General features: G+C 57.6%; 13 protein-coding genes and 1 pseudogene. 7 read left to right on the top strand and 7 right to left on the bottom strand.

All coding sequences use genetic code 11. The annotated features are described in order from the left end of the window. The 6 genes from G6L97_RS14525 to G6L97_RS14500 all read left to right on the top strand — a co-directional run bounded on the left by G6L97_RS14525 (position 1) and on the right by G6L97_RS14500 (position 7,667). Complete coding sequence (locus G6L97_RS14525; protein WP_013761355.1) at positions 1 to 873, top strand: ABC transporter permease; 873 nt, start codon at positions 1 to 3, stop codon at positions 871 to 873. Positions 874 to 895: 22 nt separating this feature from the next. Next, positions 896 to 2,680: a gamma-glutamyltransferase family protein gene (locus G6L97_RS14520; RefSeq protein WP_174003131.1), complete on the top strand. Its 1,785-nt coding sequence runs from the start codon at positions 896 to 898 to the stop codon at positions 2,678 to 2,680. Positions 2,681 to 2,684: 4 nt separating this feature from the next. Then, positions 2,685 to 4,496 (top strand): ABC transporter ATP-binding protein, encoded by a 1,812-nt coding sequence (locus G6L97_RS14515; RefSeq protein WP_065705520.1) that lies wholly within the window; start codon positions 2,685 to 2,687, stop codon positions 4,494 to 4,496. Between the two features lie 240 nt (positions 4,497 to 4,736). Beyond that, a complete protein-coding gene (locus G6L97_RS14510; protein WP_003517745.1) occupies positions 4,737 to 6,191 on the top strand; it encodes a sensor histidine kinase in 1,455 nt (484 codons plus the stop codon). Then, positions 6,188 to 6,625, top strand: coding sequence for a response regulator (locus G6L97_RS14505; RefSeq protein ID WP_003517744.1), 438 nt, complete (start codon positions 6,188 to 6,190; stop codon positions 6,623 to 6,625). Before G6L97_RS14510 ends, G6L97_RS14505 begins: the two co-directional genes overlap by 4 nt. A 4-nt stretch (positions 6,626 to 6,629) precedes the next feature. After that, on the top strand, positions 6,630 to 7,667 hold the full coding sequence (locus G6L97_RS14500) for a sensor histidine kinase (protein WP_038493696.1): 1,038 nt from the start codon (positions 6,630 to 6,632) through the stop codon (positions 7,665 to 7,667). 210 nt (positions 7,668 to 7,877) lie between these two features. Here the strand turns inward: G6L97_RS14500 and G6L97_RS14495 are convergent, their stop codons facing one another. Beyond that, entirely contained in the window at positions 7,878 to 8,102 is a 225-nt protein-coding gene (locus tag G6L97_RS14495) for a hypothetical protein (RefSeq protein ID WP_003517740.1), read from the bottom strand. Between the two features lie 129 nt (positions 8,103 to 8,231). Continuing rightward, complete coding sequence (locus tag G6L97_RS14490) at positions 8,232 to 8,441, bottom strand: cold-shock protein (protein WP_003517737.1); 210 nt, start codon at positions 8,439 to 8,441, stop codon at positions 8,232 to 8,234. Positions 8,442 to 8,665: 224 nt separating this feature from the next. On the opposite strand from G6L97_RS14490, the pseudogene G6L97_RS14485 reads away from it, so the two are divergent. Then, positions 8,666 to 8,871, top strand: a pseudogene (locus tag G6L97_RS14485) (type II toxin-antitoxin system VapC family toxin); the annotation flags it as partial. Positions 8,872 to 8,937: 66 nt separating this feature from the next. On the opposite strand, the gene G6L97_RS14480 reads toward G6L97_RS14485, so the two are convergent. The 5 genes from G6L97_RS14480 to G6L97_RS14460 all read right to left on the bottom strand — a co-directional run bounded on the left by G6L97_RS14480 (position 8,938) and on the right by G6L97_RS14460 (position 15,987). Then, positions 8,938 to 10,941: a CocE/NonD family hydrolase gene (locus G6L97_RS14480; RefSeq protein ID WP_111789110.1), complete on the bottom strand. Its 2,004-nt coding sequence runs from the start codon at positions 10,939 to 10,941 to the stop codon at positions 8,938 to 8,940. A 105-nt stretch (positions 10,942 to 11,046) separates the two neighbouring features. Then, positions 11,047 to 12,660 carry an ABC transporter ATP-binding protein gene (locus G6L97_RS14475; RefSeq protein ID WP_065705364.1) on the bottom strand — a complete coding sequence of 538 codons (1,614 nt, stop codon included), beginning with the start codon at positions 12,658 to 12,660 and terminating at the stop codon, positions 11,047 to 11,049. Beyond that, entirely contained in the window at positions 12,657 to 13,481 is an 825-nt protein-coding gene (locus G6L97_RS14470; protein WP_112673890.1) for an ABC transporter permease, read from the bottom strand. Before G6L97_RS14470 ends, G6L97_RS14475 begins: the two co-directional genes overlap by 4 nt. Continuing rightward, positions 13,478 to 14,425 (bottom strand): ABC transporter permease, encoded by a 948-nt coding sequence (locus G6L97_RS14465; protein WP_003517729.1) that lies wholly within the window; start codon positions 14,423 to 14,425, stop codon positions 13,478 to 13,480. The genes G6L97_RS14470 and G6L97_RS14465 overlap by 4 nt, the downstream gene beginning before the upstream one ends. After that, the gene (locus G6L97_RS14460; RefSeq protein WP_174003128.1) at positions 14,425 to 15,987 is read right to left on the bottom strand and encodes an ABC transporter substrate-binding protein; all 1,563 of its coding nucleotides are present in this window, start codon (positions 15,985 to 15,987) and stop codon (positions 14,425 to 14,427) included. Before G6L97_RS14460 ends, G6L97_RS14465 begins: the two co-directional genes overlap by 1 nt. Positions 15,988 to 16,170 lie beyond the last annotated feature (183 nt).

Raw genomic sequence — 16,170 nt, 5'->3', positions numbered from 1 at the left:
ATGACCGCTCTCGATCAAAACCTGTCCGTACCGGTGCCGCGGCAAGAAAGCCGCGCCTGGAAGAAAATGAAGCGCAACAAATCGGCGCTGGCCGGTCTGATTATCGTGCTTTTCTTCACGGTACTTGCCGTTGCAGCACCGATCCTGCCGATTGCTGACCCTATTGCGACCAGCTGGTCGGCCATCCGCAAGGCGCCGTCCGCCGCCCACTGGCTCGGCACCGACGATCTTGGCCGTGATATCCTTTCGCGCATGATTTATGGCGCGCGGGCCTCGCTGATGGCCGGTGTTGTCTCCGTCATGATCGCGGTGGTGATCGGCGTGCCCTTCGGGTTGATCGCCGGTTATTTCGGTGGCTGGGTGGATATGGTCATCTCGCGCATCACCGAAGCGCTGCTGGCTATGCCGTTCCTCATCATGGCTATTGCCCTTGCGGCCTTCCTCGGCCCGAGCCTTACCAACGCGATGATCGCCATCGGGCTTTCCGCCATGCCGATTTTCGTTCGGTTGACCCGTGGTCAGGTGCTGGCGGTCAAGATGGAAGATTATGTCGAGGGGGCAAGGTCGATTGGCCTCAACCACTTCGACATCATGACACGATACATCCTGCCAAATGTCTTTGCTCCCATCATCGTGCAGGCGACCTTGACGGTTGCGACGGCCATCATTGCGGAAGCGAGCCTGTCCTTCCTCGGCCTTGGCCAGCAGGCACCGGCGCCGTCGTGGGGTTCCATGCTGAACACCGCGAAGAACTTTCTGAGCCAGGCGCCGTGGATGACGATGTGGCCCGGCATTGCAATTTTCCTCGTCGTCATAGGCTTCAATCTCCTGGGCGATGGCCTGCGTGATGCGCTCGATCCGCGCGAAGCATGATTTCTCATAAGGAACTGACTGAATGACCGAATTTACCACACGCCCCGAGATCCTTGGCACATTCGGCGTCGTCACCTCGACGCACTGGATCGCATCGGCCGTGGGCATGGCAATCCTCGAAAAGGGAGGTAACGCCTTCGACGCAGCGGTTGCCACCGGCTTCGTGCTGCAGATCGTCGAACCGCATCTCTGTGGCCCCGGCGGCGACATGCCTGCCGTCTTTTATTCAAAGAAGAAGGACAAGGTCGAAGTCATCTGCGCGCAGGGGCCTGCTCCGAGTGGCGCCTCCATCGAGCACTATACCTCGGAGGGGCTTAAGCTGATCCCCGGCGATGGTCTGCTTGCAACCGTCATTCCCGGAGCCTTCGATGGCTGGATGCTGATGCTGCGCGACTATGGCACGATGAGCGTGCGCGAGGTGCTGGAACCAGCCATCTATTATGCCGAATACGGACATCCGACCCTGCCGCGCGTTTCCGCCACCATCAAGGGGCTGGCGGAATTCTTCGAGAAGGAATGGCCGACATCCTACGAGACCTGGCTGCCGGGTGGTGCCGCACCCGAGCCCCACGCCCTTTTCAGGAATCCTGTACTTGCGGAAACCTACAAGCGGATCGTCACTGAATCCGAAGCGCGTTCGGGTCGCGAAAACCAGATTGAGGCCGCACGCGACGCTTTCTATCGGGGTTTCGTAGCGGAAGCGATCGACACTTACGTCAAGACCGCTGAAGTCATGGATGCAAGCGGCACCAAGCACAAGGGCGTGCTGACGGCGCAGGATATGGCGGACTGGAGCGCGACCATCGAAGCTCCGCAGACGCTTGATTATCATGACTGGACGATTGCAAAGACGCCTGCCTGGGGGCAGGGACCGGTTTTGTTGCAGTCGCTCGCCCTGTTGAAAGGCTTCGATCTTGCGGCCATGGACCCGTCCGGCCCCGATTTCATCCACACCATCGTTGAGGCCATGAAGCTCGCCTTTGCCGACCGTGAGGTCTATTACGGCGATCCTGATTTCGGCCAGATTCCGACGGAATATCTTCTCTCTGAAAGCTACAATGCCGGGCGTCGTAAACTGATCGGCAGCGAGGCATCGCTCGATCTGCGTCCCGGCATCGTGCCGGGTTACGAGAAGCAGGTGGACGCCACCATGGCCATGCTCGCCGAAATGAGCGGCAAGGGCACCGTCTACGAGCCCACCATGTCGCATCTTACCGAAAAACGCGGCGATACCGTGCATATCGATGTCATAGACCGCTGGGGCAACATGGTCTCAACCACGCCGTCCGGCGGCTGGCTGCAATCATCGCCAATTGTTCCGGGATTGGGCTTTGCGCTCAATTCCCGCGCCCAAATGTTCTGGTTGAAGGAAGGCCTGCCGACCTCGCTTGCACCTGGAAAACGCCCGCGCACCACGTTGACACCCTCGCTTGCGCTGCATCAGGGACGCCCTTCCATGGTGTTCGGTACTCCGGGCGGCGATCAGCAGGATCAGTGGCAGCTGCCCTTCTTCCTGCGTTATGCACATCACGGCAAGAACCTGCAGGCGGCCATCGACATGCCGCTGTTCCATACCTCGCATTTTCCGGGCTCGTTTTATCCGCGCACCAGTTCGCCGGGCGAGATCATGGTGGAAAGCACCGTGGGTGATATCACGCTGCAGGAGCTTCGCCGCCGCGGACACAAGGTCACCGTTGCCGATGCGTGGTCGGTGGGCCGCCTGACTGCCGCAAAGCGGGATGCCGATGGCCTGCTGCGGGCCGCCGCAACCCCGCGACTGATGCAGGCCTATGCTGTGGGACGATGACATCATGAATACGACACCTGTTCTCTCCGTTAGAAACCTGACCACTTCTTTTCTAGTCGATGATGCTTGGAAGAGCGTCGTCCGAAACGTCTCCTTCGATGTTGCTCCGGGCGAAACCGTCGCGATTGTCGGCGAGTCCGGTTCGGGAAAGTCCGTCACCTCGCTGTCCATCATGCGCCTGCTTAGCCCCGCTTTCAGCCGGATTGAGGGTGAAGTTCTCTTGAACGGGCGCAATCTTCTGGCGCTTTCCGAGAAGGAAATGCGGGGCGTGCGGGGCAACGACGTCTCGATGATATTTCAGGAGCCTATGACGTCGCTCAATCCGATCTTCACGATCGGCCGCCAGATTTCCGAGGTCCTCATCCGGCACAAGGGCTTTTCGAAGCAGCAGGCAAGGGCGGAGACGGTCCGGCTTCTCGAAAAGGTTCGTATTCCCAACGCGGCCGGTCGCTTTGACGAGTATCCGCATCAGTTTTCCGGTGGCATGCGCCAGCGCGTGATGATCGCAATGGCGCTCGCTTCCCGGCCGAAACTGCTGATCGCCGATGAACCGACGACCGCGCTCGACGTCACCATTCAGGGCCAGATTCTCGATCTGATCAAACTGCTTCAGGAAGAGGAGGGCATGTCGGTCCTCTTCATTACTCATGATATGGGCGTCGTGGCGGAGATCGCCGACCGCACCATTGTGATGTTCCGGGGCGATGAGGTCGAGACCGGACCTACCGGGGATATATTCCAGCGCGGCAAGCATCCCTATACGCGGGCGCTGCTTTCGGCGGTGCCGAAGCTCGGCTCGATGCGCGACCGGCAGTGGCCGACGCGCTTTCCGGTCCTCGACATGAAAACCGGCCTGTCGACCGAGCCGGTAGAAGTGGCCGAAACGGTTGCGAGCGGACAGACACCTGTCCTGTCGGTCAAGAACCTCGTGACGCGGTTTCCCATCCGCTCCGGCCTTTTGGCCCGGCAGACGGGTGCGGTTCACGCGGTCGAAAACGTCTCCTTCGATCTGTTTCAGGGGGAGACGCTTGCACTGGTCGGCGAGTCCGGTTGCGGAAAGTCGACGACCGGCCGCTCGATCATGCGTCTTGTCGAACCGACGGCCGGCGAGGTTTCGCTCGATGGTTACGATGTGATGCGGCTCGATACAGTCGGCCTGCGCAATATGCGTAAGTCCGTACAGATGATCTTTCAGGATCCGTTTTCGTCGCTCAATCCGCGCATGACGGTGGGTACGGCGATTTCCGAACCCTTCATCAAGCACAAACTGGGCACCACGAAGCAGGCGAAGGAAAAGACTGCCGATCTCCTCGAAAAGGTTGGTCTAACCGCCGACATGGCGAGCCGCTATCCTCACGAATTTTCCGGCGGCCAGCGCCAGCGCATCGCGATTGCCCGTGCGCTTGCCCTCGATCCGAAGGTCATTGTTGCCGACGAAAGCGTGTCGGCTCTCGATGTTTCGATCAAGGCGCAGGTCTGCAACCTGCTCCTCGACCTGCAACAGAGCCTCAATCTCGCCTTCCTCTTCATCTCCCACGATATGGCGGTGGTGGAGCGTGTCAGCCATCGCGTCGCGGTGATGTATCTCGGTGAGATTGTGGAGATCGGTCCGCGCGCTGCTGTTTTCGACAATCCGCAACATGCCTACACGAAGAAACTCATGGCGGCAGTGCCGGTACCCGATCCGGCGCGACGCGGAATAAAGCGCGGCATATCCAACGATGAACTGAAAAGCCCGATACGGCCGATGGGATTTCAAACGCCGACGCGAAACTATAAAACCGTTTCCCCGGGCCATCTGGTTCAGGTTGTTTAAGGCAATTCTGGCATTCCGGATTGAAAAACCGTGAAGTTTCGCACAGCTATCCGCTTTTCTGAGCGGAATAATTTTTACAGCCTAGCTTAACGCGCGTCGTCAAAAGTGGTTCCCATATGAATCGAAAATAAAACGTTCGATTCAATGCGCCGCATATTCTAGTTTGCGCGCGAATGAGGTGCATGCCGGGAATTTACAACTGTGATTAGTTTTTCGCCTTTTGCTCAGCGAAGCCTGTTTATGCTCGCTGTGGGTGTTGCAATATTGACCGGAATGGTCGCCACTTCGCTGTGGCTAGTGCAGGTGAACAACCGGTACTCGCAAGAAACAGCCGAGTTGCGCCGTGTGCGGGCAGCCATTCTCGATATCCTGACGTCGATGCAGGACATTGAAACGGGGCAGAGGGGTTATCTGCTGACCAACAACATCGAGTATCTGGGCCCTTATCAGGAGGCCTTGAGCCTGTTGCCGCAGAGGCAGTCCAGACTTCTCGAAGTGCTGAAGGACCAGAAGCAATACGAGCAGGATCTGACGGATCTCGGTAATGCCGTCGCCAACAAGCTGGCTGAAACCCAGGAAACCATCGATCTGCAAAAGGCAGGACGCATCACCGAGGCAGTCGAAGTCGTCCGTGAGAATGACGGCAAACGGTTCATGAACGAAATCAGGGCGATCTTGTCGAAGCTGCAATCGCAGACCGACGACCGGCTCCGCATCATCGTCGGAGACCAACTTGGCGCCGCCAATACATTGCAATGGGTAACGCTCGGCGGCACGCTGGCGATCCTGCTTGTTGTCGGCGGTTCAATTTTTCTGGTTTTCACATATATCCGTGCGTTGAACCGGTCTCGGGAAGATGTTGACGAGCTAAATCGCCATCTGGAGGAGCGGGTTGAGGAAAGAACCCGTGATCTTCGCAGCGCCAATCAGGAAATTCAGCGCTTCGCCTATATCGTCACGCATGATTTGCGTGCGCCGCTCGTCAATATCATGGGGTTCCTCTCCGAATTCGATACGTCCCTGAAGCCGGTCACCGCCTATGTGCTCGCAGACGGCAAAATGCCTTCCGACGACGTGGTTCGGGATGCCAGACTGGCTGTCGAGGAGGATCTTCCCGAGGCGATCAGTTTCATCCGCTCTTCGACACGCAAGATGGACCAGCTGATCAATGCGATCTTGAAGATATCGCGCGATGGTCAGCGAAAGCTGCAGCCGGAAAAAGTCGACATAGAGACATTGCTGTCATCGCTCTCCGAGACGGTTCGTCACCAGATCAATGCCAATGGCGGCGAGATCAGTGTCGAGACATCAAAGCTGACAGTCGTGACGGATCGTATCTCTCTCGACCAAATCCTTGGCAATCTTTTCGACAATGCGGTGAAATACCAGATGCCGGGACGACCGCTGCGATTGACTGCCCGTGCTTATCCGTCCGGGCGGGGTGCCATCAGCATCGAAGTCAGCGACAACGGGCGTGGCATTGGCGAGCATGATCTGGAACGGGTGTTCGAACTCTTTCGCCGCGCCGGTGATCAGGATCAACCGGGGGAAGGCATCGGCCTTGCCCATGTTCGGTCGCTAATAAGAAGTTTAGGAGGAGACATTAAGGTGAGTTCCGAACTTGGCAAAGGCAGTACATTTACATTGCTGCTGCCGAGCGATCTCAGAAAAGTGACGAAAGAAGGCGAAAAATGAAGGCAACCGGTCAAGAGGTAACGATCATTATGATCGAGGATGACGAAGGTCATGCTCGGCTGATCGAGAAGAACGTACGTCGCGCAGGTGTGAATAACGAGATCATGCCCTTTACGCTCGGTGCAAAGGCACTCGACTACATCCTCGGTGAAAACCGCGATGGCGTTGTCAGCAAAGATCGATATCTTCTTGTTTTGCTCGATCTTAACCTCCCTGATATGTCGGGTATCCGAATTCTCGAGGAGATCAAGAGTAACGAATATACGCGCCGTTTGCCGGTGGTCGTTTTGACGACGACGGATGACGAAACCGAGATTCAGAAATGTTATGACCTTGGTGCAAATGTCTATATAACCAAGCCGGTCGACTACGAAGGCTTTGCGAGTGCGATAAAGAACCTCGGCCTGTTCTTCTCCGTAATTCAAGTACCTTGAAGGCATGATGGCATTGCGCGTTTTGTATGTTGATGATGATCCGGCTCTGGCGCGGCTTTCCAGCCGGATCCTTGGTCGTCACGGAATGGAGGTGGTCCATGCCGCATCCGTGGCGTCCGGGCTCAAGATGTTTCAAGACGAGCAGTTCGATATCGTCGTTCTGGACCATTACTTCCAGACATCGACGGGAATGGAGTTCCTTGCCGCGATTCAGTCCTTGCCGGGGCGGGTTCCCGTTCTTTATGTAACGGGATCGAACGAAGCCCAGATCGCGATCGACGCCCTCAAGGCGGGTGCCGCCGACTACGTCATAAAGAATGTCGGTGACGACTTTTTCCCGCTGTTGCTTACGGCTATCGATCAGTCGCTGGAAAACCATCGTCTGCGTCAGACGAAGGAGGAATCCGACCGGTTGCTGGTAAAGGCCAAGGAACATGCGGAAATGATGGTGAAGGAGATGAACCATCGGGTCGCCAACAGCCTCTCGCTGGTATCCGCCATGATTCGCCTGCAGATAAACACCATCAAGTCTGAGGAAGCCGAAGTCGCCTTGCTGGAAACCCAAAGCAGGATTTCGGCGATCGCCGGCGTTCACCGCAGCCTTTACAATACCGACAATATAGGTCTGGTATCGCTCAATTCGTACCTGACGTCGATCATCGATGGGTTGTTTCAGGCGGTTCCCGGATCTTCGTCCATTACCGTCGAAACATCGCTTTGTGACATCAGCCTCAAGGCAGACCATGCCGTAGCTCTGGGTGTCATCATCACCGAGCTGCTGACCAACGCGCTGAAATACGCTTATCCAGATCAATCCGGCACGGTTCGCGTCGAACTTTCGGAAGAAAATCGGCAATTTGTTCTCGTTGTCGAAGACGATGGTGTCGGTTCAAAGCCCGACGCATCTCCGCGTGGTACTGGCCTCGGAACAAAGCTGATTATGGCAATGGCTCAGAACATTGGTGCTCGCGTCGAGCAAACGCATACGCACCCGGAACAGGCCAAGGGAACGCGTTACACGATGACCTGGAGCGAGACGTAAACGCCGATAGCTTCGGTTTTTAAATATACTTCTAATTTAGTGATTTAATATAACTGGCGCCGCGCTTGGGCAGCTGGAACGTAAGCTTGCCAGGGAGTTGACAGGCATGCAACAGCTCAAGGCCCGGCGTCTGTATATACCGGGGTGGTCAGGAAGCCGTCCGATACGAATTGGCTTCAGGCACCTGTTCTGACGATGCCGTCAAAACCATCATCGTGCACGGGCACGCTTGGCAAGAAGAGCGGATGTCGCAGAAATGCGATCAGACTGTTCCTTTGCAAGACGTGCTTCCCGCAGCCGCAAAGTCTTGGCGTCGCGGGACTGCGTGATCGAATCAAGCTCGTCGAGCGCTTTGTCCTTTGCGAAGAACGGCGTCTGGATGTTGCTGAAGGCAACCTCGGCCTTCTGGCGCGAGATACTGTATTTTTCTGTCATGGGTGTTCCGGTGGTAAGGCTCGACATGCGAGCGGAAAACAAAAGGCCAGGCAATTTGCCTGGCCTTGATTGGTTCGGGGTGCTTCCGGCAGTGCCAGTACATCCGTGGTCAAAGGGAAGCAAAACCCGTTAGGCAGCCTGCAGATTGCAGGCCGACATTTTGCCGGACTTGTTGTCGCGTTCCAGGTCGAAGCCGATCTTCTGGCCTTCGACGAGTTCGCGCATACCAGCCCGCTCAACAGCGGAGATATGAACGAAGGCATCTGTGCCGCCGTTGTCAGGCTGAATGAAGCCGAAGCCTTTAGTGGAATTAAACCATTTAACTGTGCCAGTGGTCATGATGAACCCTTTCATAGCGATAGAGGACCCACAGCACTGAGAAGCGCTGCGAACATTGATAGCGATTTTGAAAGGAAAGGTTCGTTCAGAACGCGGTGCCAATCGCGCAACAAGCAAAGCTAAGCAAGCAAATTCGATGGTTCGTTATAGCGTGCTTGCACGGTTGCGTCAACTATTAGTTTTTCTAATTTTTGCGTCTCGACAAAAAGTTGTGCTTGGCCATCCCTTTTACTCGCTCCGCATTGTTTTTAGCGGGAAGGTCTTCACGCAGTATCGCCGTGCAGGCGGATCCCGCACAGACGTTTTGCCAGACTCTTTTGTTGGGGCTCATGCCGCAGTTCAAGGTCTCCCGCTTCTGACACGAGACGTAGGCCGATATCGATCCTGTTTCCCAACCGTGACATTGATCGCTCCTAAACAGGAAAGCTGACAGATACGGTACCGAGACAATGGCATGTTTTAGGCCCCCGCAAATAGCTGCAGGGGCCATGCAACATCAGATGAGGTCGCGTTTGTAGCGCTCATCCCACTTCCGGGTTTTGACGAGGCTGCCATTTTCGAGTGCCGAAAGTTCTCCGGTCAGGTAGAAATTCTCCCTGTCGGAGTGCATCTCGGTGCGGCTATCGATCTTGATGCGCCACCCATCGCGGCCAATTTCATATGTCTGGGTGAGGACGTATTTCGCGGAGAGGGGATCTCCGTCGCGAATGGTCAATTCACGCCGCAGGCTATGGCTGAGTTCGGTGTCGATGTCGTCAAACCGCAACACGCCCTCGCCGAACAAGCCGCCCACGCCTTCCGTGACATAGGTGTTGATACCCGTCTCATGGTCCTGTTCGGTCCAGCGGCGGACCGTGCCGGGATCGACCTGCGTCATGGGTGTCGATGGGCCGTGGGCAGGGGCCTCGAAACGCACAGGCTTGTCGTCACAGGTGGCACGCACGGGCAGGTCAAGCGCGCTTTCTGCAACGGAAATGCTGATCGTCGCATCGTAAGGCGATGTCCATACCATCGGCCAGTAGGCCGTGGCGATGGCGAGTTGCAGCCGGTGCCCTTTGGCAAAACGATAACCGCAATCATTGAGCTTGATTGTGACATCGTAAAATTTGCCGGGTTCCAATGCTTCCGGATTTTCGTGGCTATCGCGGTGGGTCAGGTTGAAAACCTGATAACTGACACGTGTGACACGGCCATCCGGCAGGACGTCGTTGAGGCGCAGTGAAATCTGCGCGACAGGGCAATCTGCGGCAATACGCAGACGCGCTACCGGCGCACCGAGAATATCGAAATCCTCTTCCATCAAGGCGGTTTCGAAAACGAGCGCGCCACCGTTGTCGAGCCGCTGATCGGTTGGATGTTCACCGGGACATCCGGTCGCCATCCATTCCCCGCCCGCCTTGCCGTGGCTTTGCGGCGAACGAATGCTGAGAATTGCCGGTTCGCTTGCCGTATCGCGCAGTTCCTTCGCTGCACCGGGGTAAAGTGAGCGGGTTGCAATTTCGGGCGAAGGCCATGTTGCTTCACCCACCCAGCGGCCTTGCGTCGTCGTGCGCGTACCGGTCGGTTCGATCGTGTCGCTGACGAAGGCGCGCAGCATCGGCTCGTCCATGACGCCGGTGTCCTTGCCTTTCAGCCAATGGTCCCACCAGCGCGTTGCTTCCTGCAGGAAGCCAATTGCGGGACCGGGAACACCATCTTGGGGGTAGATATGGCCCCACGGACCGATGATGCCGCGACGCGGGACCTGAAGGTTCTCCAGAAGCCGCGGGACGGCATTGGTATAGCTGTCCGCCCATGCGCCGATGGCAAGGACCGGGCATTCAATTGCGCTCCAGTCTTCGCAGACCGAGCCGTGTTTCCAGTAATCGTCGTAACGTTGGTGTTCCAGCCAGAGGGCGGGAAAGAAGGGGAGCTTCTCCAGGCGCTCGATCCAGCTGTCGCGCCACGTGTCACCGACGATCTCCGGATCAAGCGGACGGCTCTGATAAGCAAGCATGATGGTGCCCCACCACAGATTGTCGTTCAGCAGCAGGCCGCCCATGTAGTGAATGTCGTCGGTATAACGGTTGTCCGTCGAATAGGCGGTGATAACGGCTTTCAGTGCCGGCGGACGGCGGGCGGCGACCTGCAGGCCGTTGAAGCCGCCCCAGCTCTTGCCCATCATGCCGACATTGCCGGTGCACCACGGCTGGCGGGAAATCCAGTCGATCACCTCGAGTGCGTCGTCCTGTTCCTGCTTCAGATATTCGTCTGCCATGTGGCCATCGGATTCGCCGGTGCCGCGCATGTCCACGCGAATTGCGGCATATCCCTGGCTGGCAAAATAGCCGTGCATCGGCTCGTCGCGCCCGCGGGTTCCGTCTCGCTTGCGATAGGGAATATACTCGAGAATGGCGGGAACCGGCGATTGTTCCGCGCCCTCCGGCAGCCAAAGGCGAGCACCAAGGCGTACGCCATCGCTCATGGGAATCCAGATATGTTCTTCAACACGTATTGTCATTTGGGGTATTCCAGTCGGGTCATTTGAAGCGGGCATCGCTTTGCCGGGAGACAACAATGAAAGAATGCGAGGCGACACCCATCAAAGAGTGAACCGCCCCGCAGATCATGCGGCGGGGAGGCCACGTCTTGCCAGCACGCCATCCAGCCAGTCGCGCCGCAGTTCGGGGACCGAGGTGATGAGCTGTTCGGTATAGGGTTGGTAAGGAGGTGCAAAAACCTCCTTGGTCGTGCCGGTTTCGACAATGCGGCCATGCTGCATCACCATCGTCCTGTCGGCGAGCCGGCGAACGACGCCGAGGTCATGGGTGATGAACAGATAGGAGACGCCCAGTTCATCCTGCAACGAGCGCAACAGTCTGAGAATTTCTTCCGCCACGAGAGGATCAAGTGCCGATGTCACCTCGTCGCAGATGATAAGATCGGGTCTTGCGGCAAGTGCGCGTGCGATACACACGCGCTGCTTCTGCCCCCCGGAAAGCGCTTTTGGCAGGCGCTCTGCAAACTCCCGGGGCAGACCGATCAGGTCCAGCAACCGGTTCACCTCGGAGGCGCGCTCATCGTCATTCATTCCGAAATAGAACGACATGGGACGGCCGATGATCTCGCCGACGGTGTGGCGCGGATTGAGCGCCACATCCGGAAGCTGGTAAACGAGCTGGATACGGCGAAGATCTTCGCGCGAACGCCTGGAGTACTTGTCCGCAAGCCGGTGTCCAGCCAGCGAAATGACTCCGGAGGATTGCGGCGGCAACCCGGCAATAACCCTGGCCAAAGTGGATTTTCCCGAACCGGATTCACCCACGACTGCCAGTGTTTCGCCCTTTCGGATTTCGCAGTGAACGTTGTCCAGCACCTTCTTGCGACCGTAGTAGGCGGTGACGCCACGCGCTTCCAGCAGGATTTCACCACCCCTGTTCTGGACGGATTCGCCGGACATGCTGGCTTGGCGTTCGGATACAAGGCGGCGCGTATAGTCTTCCTGCGGGTGCTCGAGGATATCCTCGGCAGAACCGGCTTCTACCTTTTTGCCATGGCGCAAGACCATGATGCTGTCAGCAATCTGCGCGACGACGGCAAGGTCATGCGTGATGTAGAGGGCGGCGGTATTGTAGCGCTGGATGAGGCTGCGGAGCAGGGCCAGAACCTCTATCTGCGTGGTGACATCGAGTGCCGTTGTGGGTTCGTCCAGCACGAGTATGTCAGGGCGGCATGACATCGCCATGGCCACCATCGCGCGCTGTAACTGCCCACCGGAGACCTGATGCGGGTAACGGTCGCCGAAATTCTGATAATCGGGAAGTTGCAGCGCTTGCAGCAGTTCCAGCATCCAGGCTTCGGCTTCCCGCCGGTTCATGACGCCGTGGTAAAGCGGCCCCTCGATAATCTGTTCGCCAATCTTCATGGCAGGGTTGAACGCCGCAGCTGCACTTTGCGCCACATAAGCGATGCGCGCACCGCGCGCCGCCTCACGACCGGCGCGATCCACCGTCATCAGCGAAACGCCATTCACGACGATTTCTCCACCAACGATTCGGCAACCGTTTCGGCCATATCCCATGGCGGCAAGCCCGATGGTGGATTTACCGGCGCCGGATTCACCGATCAGCCCTTTGACCTCACCGCGCTTGAGATCCAGATCGATACCATCAACCAGAATTGCTCCATTCGGCGCAGCAACTTTCAGGCCGCGAATTTGCAGGACCTCATTGTTACTCATCGGTCTGCTCCCTGAATTGCGCTGCGGCCAGCCAGCAGCCAGTCCACGACGAGATTGACGCCGATGGTGAGAACGGCGATGGCAGCGGCCGGATAAAGCGGTGCGTAGAGGCCATAAAGAATGGCCTGCTGGTTGTCCTTCACCATGCCGCCCCAGTCTGCGAAAGGCGGCTGAACGCCAAGCCCGAGAAAGGACAGACCGGCCACGAACAGAAAGGTGAAGCAGAAACGCAGGCCGAATTCCGCAATGAGCGGCGGCAGGGCATTGGGCAGTATCTCCCTGAACACTAGCCAGATCAGGCCTTCTCCGCGCAGGCGCGCGGTCTCGGCATATTCCAGCACATTCACGCCCTGGGCGACAATGCGCGCCAGACGGAAGACGCGGGTGGAATCCAGAAGCGCAATGGTCACTATCAGCACGGGGATGGACGAGCCTAGCGCCTGCAGCACGACAAGAGCCGAGATCAGCACTGGAATACACATGATAGTGTCGACGATGCGCGAGAGAACCATATCGAGCCAGCCGCCGAAGATAGCCGCGATGAAACCAAGCGTGATCCCGATTGTGAAGGAGAGCAGGGACGCCGCCAGCGAAACGCCGATGGAGATTTGCGCACCGGCCAAAAGGCGCGACAGCATATCGCGTCCGTTCTGATCAAGGCCAAACCAGTGCATTGCCGAAGGCGGATCGAAAGGCGAACCGACGATCTCCTCCTGCCCGAAAGGCGCGATATGCGGACCGGCTGCGAACAGGACGATGTTGACCGAAATGATGAAAAGACCGACCCATGCGGTTGGGGTGATGGTGCGGAGCATTTTCATCGGGGATGCCTCAGGCGCGGGTTAAGCGCAATTGCCGACACATCGGCAATGATGTTTAGAATGACGTAGGTTGCGCCGAAAACGAGGGCTGCTGCCTGTACCAGCGGAAGGTCCCGCTTCGAAACGGCATCGACCATGAAACGGCCAAGGCCGTTATAGTTGAACACGGCCTCTACCAGCACCACACCGGTGATGAGATAGGCGATGTTGAACGATACGACGTTGACGATCGGGGCCGCGGCGTTGGGAAGCGCGTGGCGAAGAACCACGCGTTTGGTCCGCAATCCCTTGAGATAGGCTGTTTCGACATAGGCCTGATCCATCACCGCAAGAACGGCGGTGCGGGTCATGCGCAGCATCTGCGCCACAGTAACCAGAACCAGCGTCAGAGCAGGAAGCGTGGTGGCTTTCAGCCAATCCGCAAAGCCCATACCCGGATAAGTGTCGGCAAGGCTCGGCAAAAGATTGTACTGCACGGACACGAAAAGGATCAGCAACAGGCCCAGAAAATATTCCGGAAGGGAAACAAAGCCCAGCGCAACGATGTTGACAGCCCGATCGAACAGGCTGCCGCGCCAGATGGCACTGAACAGACCCAGAAGTACGGCAACCGGAACGGACACGACGGCGGCATAAAGCGCCAGCGCCATGGTGTTCCAGAACCGCGGCCATAAGAGAGCTGCAACGGGCTGGTGGTTTGCCAGCGAATTTCCAAGGTCGCCGGTCACGAAACCGCCGAGCCAGGAAAGATAACGTTGCAGAAGGGGCTGCTCCAGACCGAGATCGGCGCGCAGCACGGCGAGAGATTCAGGAGTCGCATTCTGTCCGAGTATTGCCGACGCCACATCTCCGGGAAGAAGCTGAGTGCCGGCGAAAATAAGCGCCGACACCAGCAGAAGCGTCAAAATACCCAAAGCAATGCGCTTCAGGATAAGCTTAGTCATTATGCGTCCAACCAGACCTTTTCAGCGAGACGGGCACCCATGAAGTTGAACATCGGATGCGTGGTCACGCCCTTCAGTTTCTTGGATGTCGCATCCAGATAATCTCCGAACATCGGGATCATGGCGCCGCCCTCATTGGAGATGAGCGCCTGAAGCTCGGCATAGATTTCCTTGCGCTTCGCATCATCGAGAAGTGCACGCGCCTCGATGAGTTTCTTGTCGAAGTTTTCGTTCTTCCAGTGCGTATCATTTTGCGCCGAGGTGGACTGGTAAGCGATGGTCAGCATCTGGTCTGCTGTTGGGCGTCCGCCCCAGTATGACATGCAGAATGGAGCTTTCATCCAGACATTGTCCCAGTAGCCATCGGCGGGTTCGCGCTTGATCGAAACATCGATGCCGCCCTTGGCCGCACTCGTGCGGAAAATCGCCGCTGCATCCACAGCGCCGGAGAAGGCGGCGTCGGAAGCGGAAATCTCTACCTTGAGCGTATCGAGGCCAGCCTGCTTCAGATAAAACTTCGCCTTCTCGGGGTCGTAGGGACGCTGCGCCAGATCCGCGGCATAAAAGCGGTCAGAACTCGGGATCGGATGATCGTTCCCGATGCGGCCGTAGCCACGCAGCGCGGTTTTCAAAAGCTGCTCGCGGTCGATGGCGTGCTTGATGGCAAGGCGGATATTGTTGTCCTTGTATGGCGCCTGCGTGCAATCCATCAGGAATGTGAAGTGCTGGCCGCCAGCCGATTGGACGATGTTGAGGTTGGGGTTACGGCGCAGCAGGTCTACTGTCTTGAAGTCGAGCTGGTTGATCGCATGGACCTGACCCGACATCATGGCATTGGTGCGTGCGGCGATATCGTTGATGACGATGACTTCCACGGCGTCAACGTGAGCGGCATTCGGCTTCCAGTAATTCGGATTACGAGTAAAGCGCGAACGAACGCCCGGATCGTAGCTTTCGAACACGAATGGCCCGGTGCCGACAGGTTTGCTGAAATCCGTCCAGCCTTCCGGCACAACGAGGAAATGGTAGTCGGACAGGATGTAAGGAAGGTCGGCATTGCCGCTTTCGAGGACGATCTTGACCTCGGTGTCGGAAAGCTTGTCGACGCTCTTAAGCGCAGACGCAACCGAGCGTGCCGCAGAGGTGGTTTCGCCACGGTGCAGGTTGATGGAGTAGATGACGTCTTCCACCGTCAGGGTCTTGCCATTGTGGAAGGTGACACCCTGACGCAGCTTGAAGACCCACTCCACGGCGCCGGGCTGCGCTTCCCAGCTTTCGAACAATTCAGGCACAGCGTGATTGCTGGCATCGATCTCGACAAGGCCGTTCATGATCATGAAGGCCTGATTGACCGGCACCCAGTCTTTCAGGATGCGGGGATCGAGGTTATCCGTGGTGCTGCCGCCGCCGATACCCAATTTCAAAACGCCACCCTTCCTCGGTGTGTCCGCGCCTTGCGCACTGGCGTCTGTAATGAAACCGGCAGAAAGCGCCGCGAGGCTGGCCGCGCCGGCAAGAAAATGCCGCCGGTCGAGCGAGAAGGAAAAGGGGGAGGATGTCATGTTTGGGTTCCCTGTTTTTTATCGGGGCCGGACGAGGCGCGGCTGGCAGTGGCGTATCGTACTCGACGGTTCGGCACTAGATACCGATGCGCGCAGGGGGGTATGATTTTTGCGCATGGGGTCATGAAATCTGAGCGCATCCGGTTATCTGCGAAGCGGAGTAAAGGGATGCGCCGGAGCGGG

The sequence above is a fragment of the Agrobacterium tumefaciens genome, assembly GCF_013318015.2.
GTDB classification, from domain to species: Bacteria; Pseudomonadota; Alphaproteobacteria; order Rhizobiales; family Rhizobiaceae; genus Agrobacterium; species Agrobacterium tumefaciens.
The sequence above is the reverse complement of the archived record's forward strand: the minus strand, read 5'-3'. Positions and strand labels throughout refer to the sequence as shown.

Bases quoted from the DNA above. Each gene is read 5' to 3' on its own strand.
- G6L97_RS14525 (WP_013761355.1), top strand. From the start codon at position 1: ATGACCGCTCTCGATCAAAACCTGTCCGTACCGGTGCCGCGGCAAGAA.
- G6L97_RS14520 (WP_174003131.1), top strand. From the start codon at position 896: ATGACCGAATTTACCACACGCCCCGAGATCCTTGGCACATTCGGCGTC.
- G6L97_RS14515 (WP_065705520.1), top strand. From the start codon at position 2,685: ATGAATACGACACCTGTTCTCTCCGTTAGAAACCTGACCACTTCTTTT.
- G6L97_RS14510 (WP_003517745.1), top strand. From the start codon at position 4,737: ATGCTCGCTGTGGGTGTTGCAATATTGACCGGAATGGTCGCCACTTCG.
- G6L97_RS14505 (WP_003517744.1), top strand. From the start codon at position 6,188: ATGAAGGCAACCGGTCAAGAGGTAACGATCATTATGATCGAGGATGAC.
- G6L97_RS14500 (WP_038493696.1), top strand. From the start codon at position 6,630: ATGATGGCATTGCGCGTTTTGTATGTTGATGATGATCCGGCTCTGGCG.
- G6L97_RS14495 (WP_003517740.1), bottom strand. From the start codon at position 8,102: ATGACAGAAAAATACAGTATCTCGCGCCAGAAGGCCGAGGTTGCCTTC.
- G6L97_RS14490 (WP_003517737.1), bottom strand. From the start codon at position 8,441: ATGACCACTGGCACAGTTAAATGGTTTAATTCCACTAAAGGCTTCGGC.
- G6L97_RS14480 (WP_111789110.1), bottom strand. From the start codon at position 10,941: ATGACAATACGTGTTGAAGAACATATCTGGATTCCCATGAGCGATGGC.
- G6L97_RS14475 (WP_065705364.1), bottom strand. From the start codon at position 12,660: ATGAGTAACAATGAGGTCCTGCAAATTCGCGGCCTGAAAGTTGCTGCG.
- G6L97_RS14470 (WP_112673890.1), bottom strand. From the start codon at position 13,481: ATGAAAATGCTCCGCACCATCACCCCAACCGCATGGGTCGGTCTTTTC.
- G6L97_RS14465 (WP_003517729.1), bottom strand. From the start codon at position 14,425: ATGACTAAGCTTATCCTGAAGCGCATTGCTTTGGGTATTTTGACGCTT.
- G6L97_RS14460 (WP_174003128.1), bottom strand. From the start codon at position 15,987: ATGACATCCTCCCCCTTTTCCTTCTCGCTCGACCGGCGGCATTTTCTT.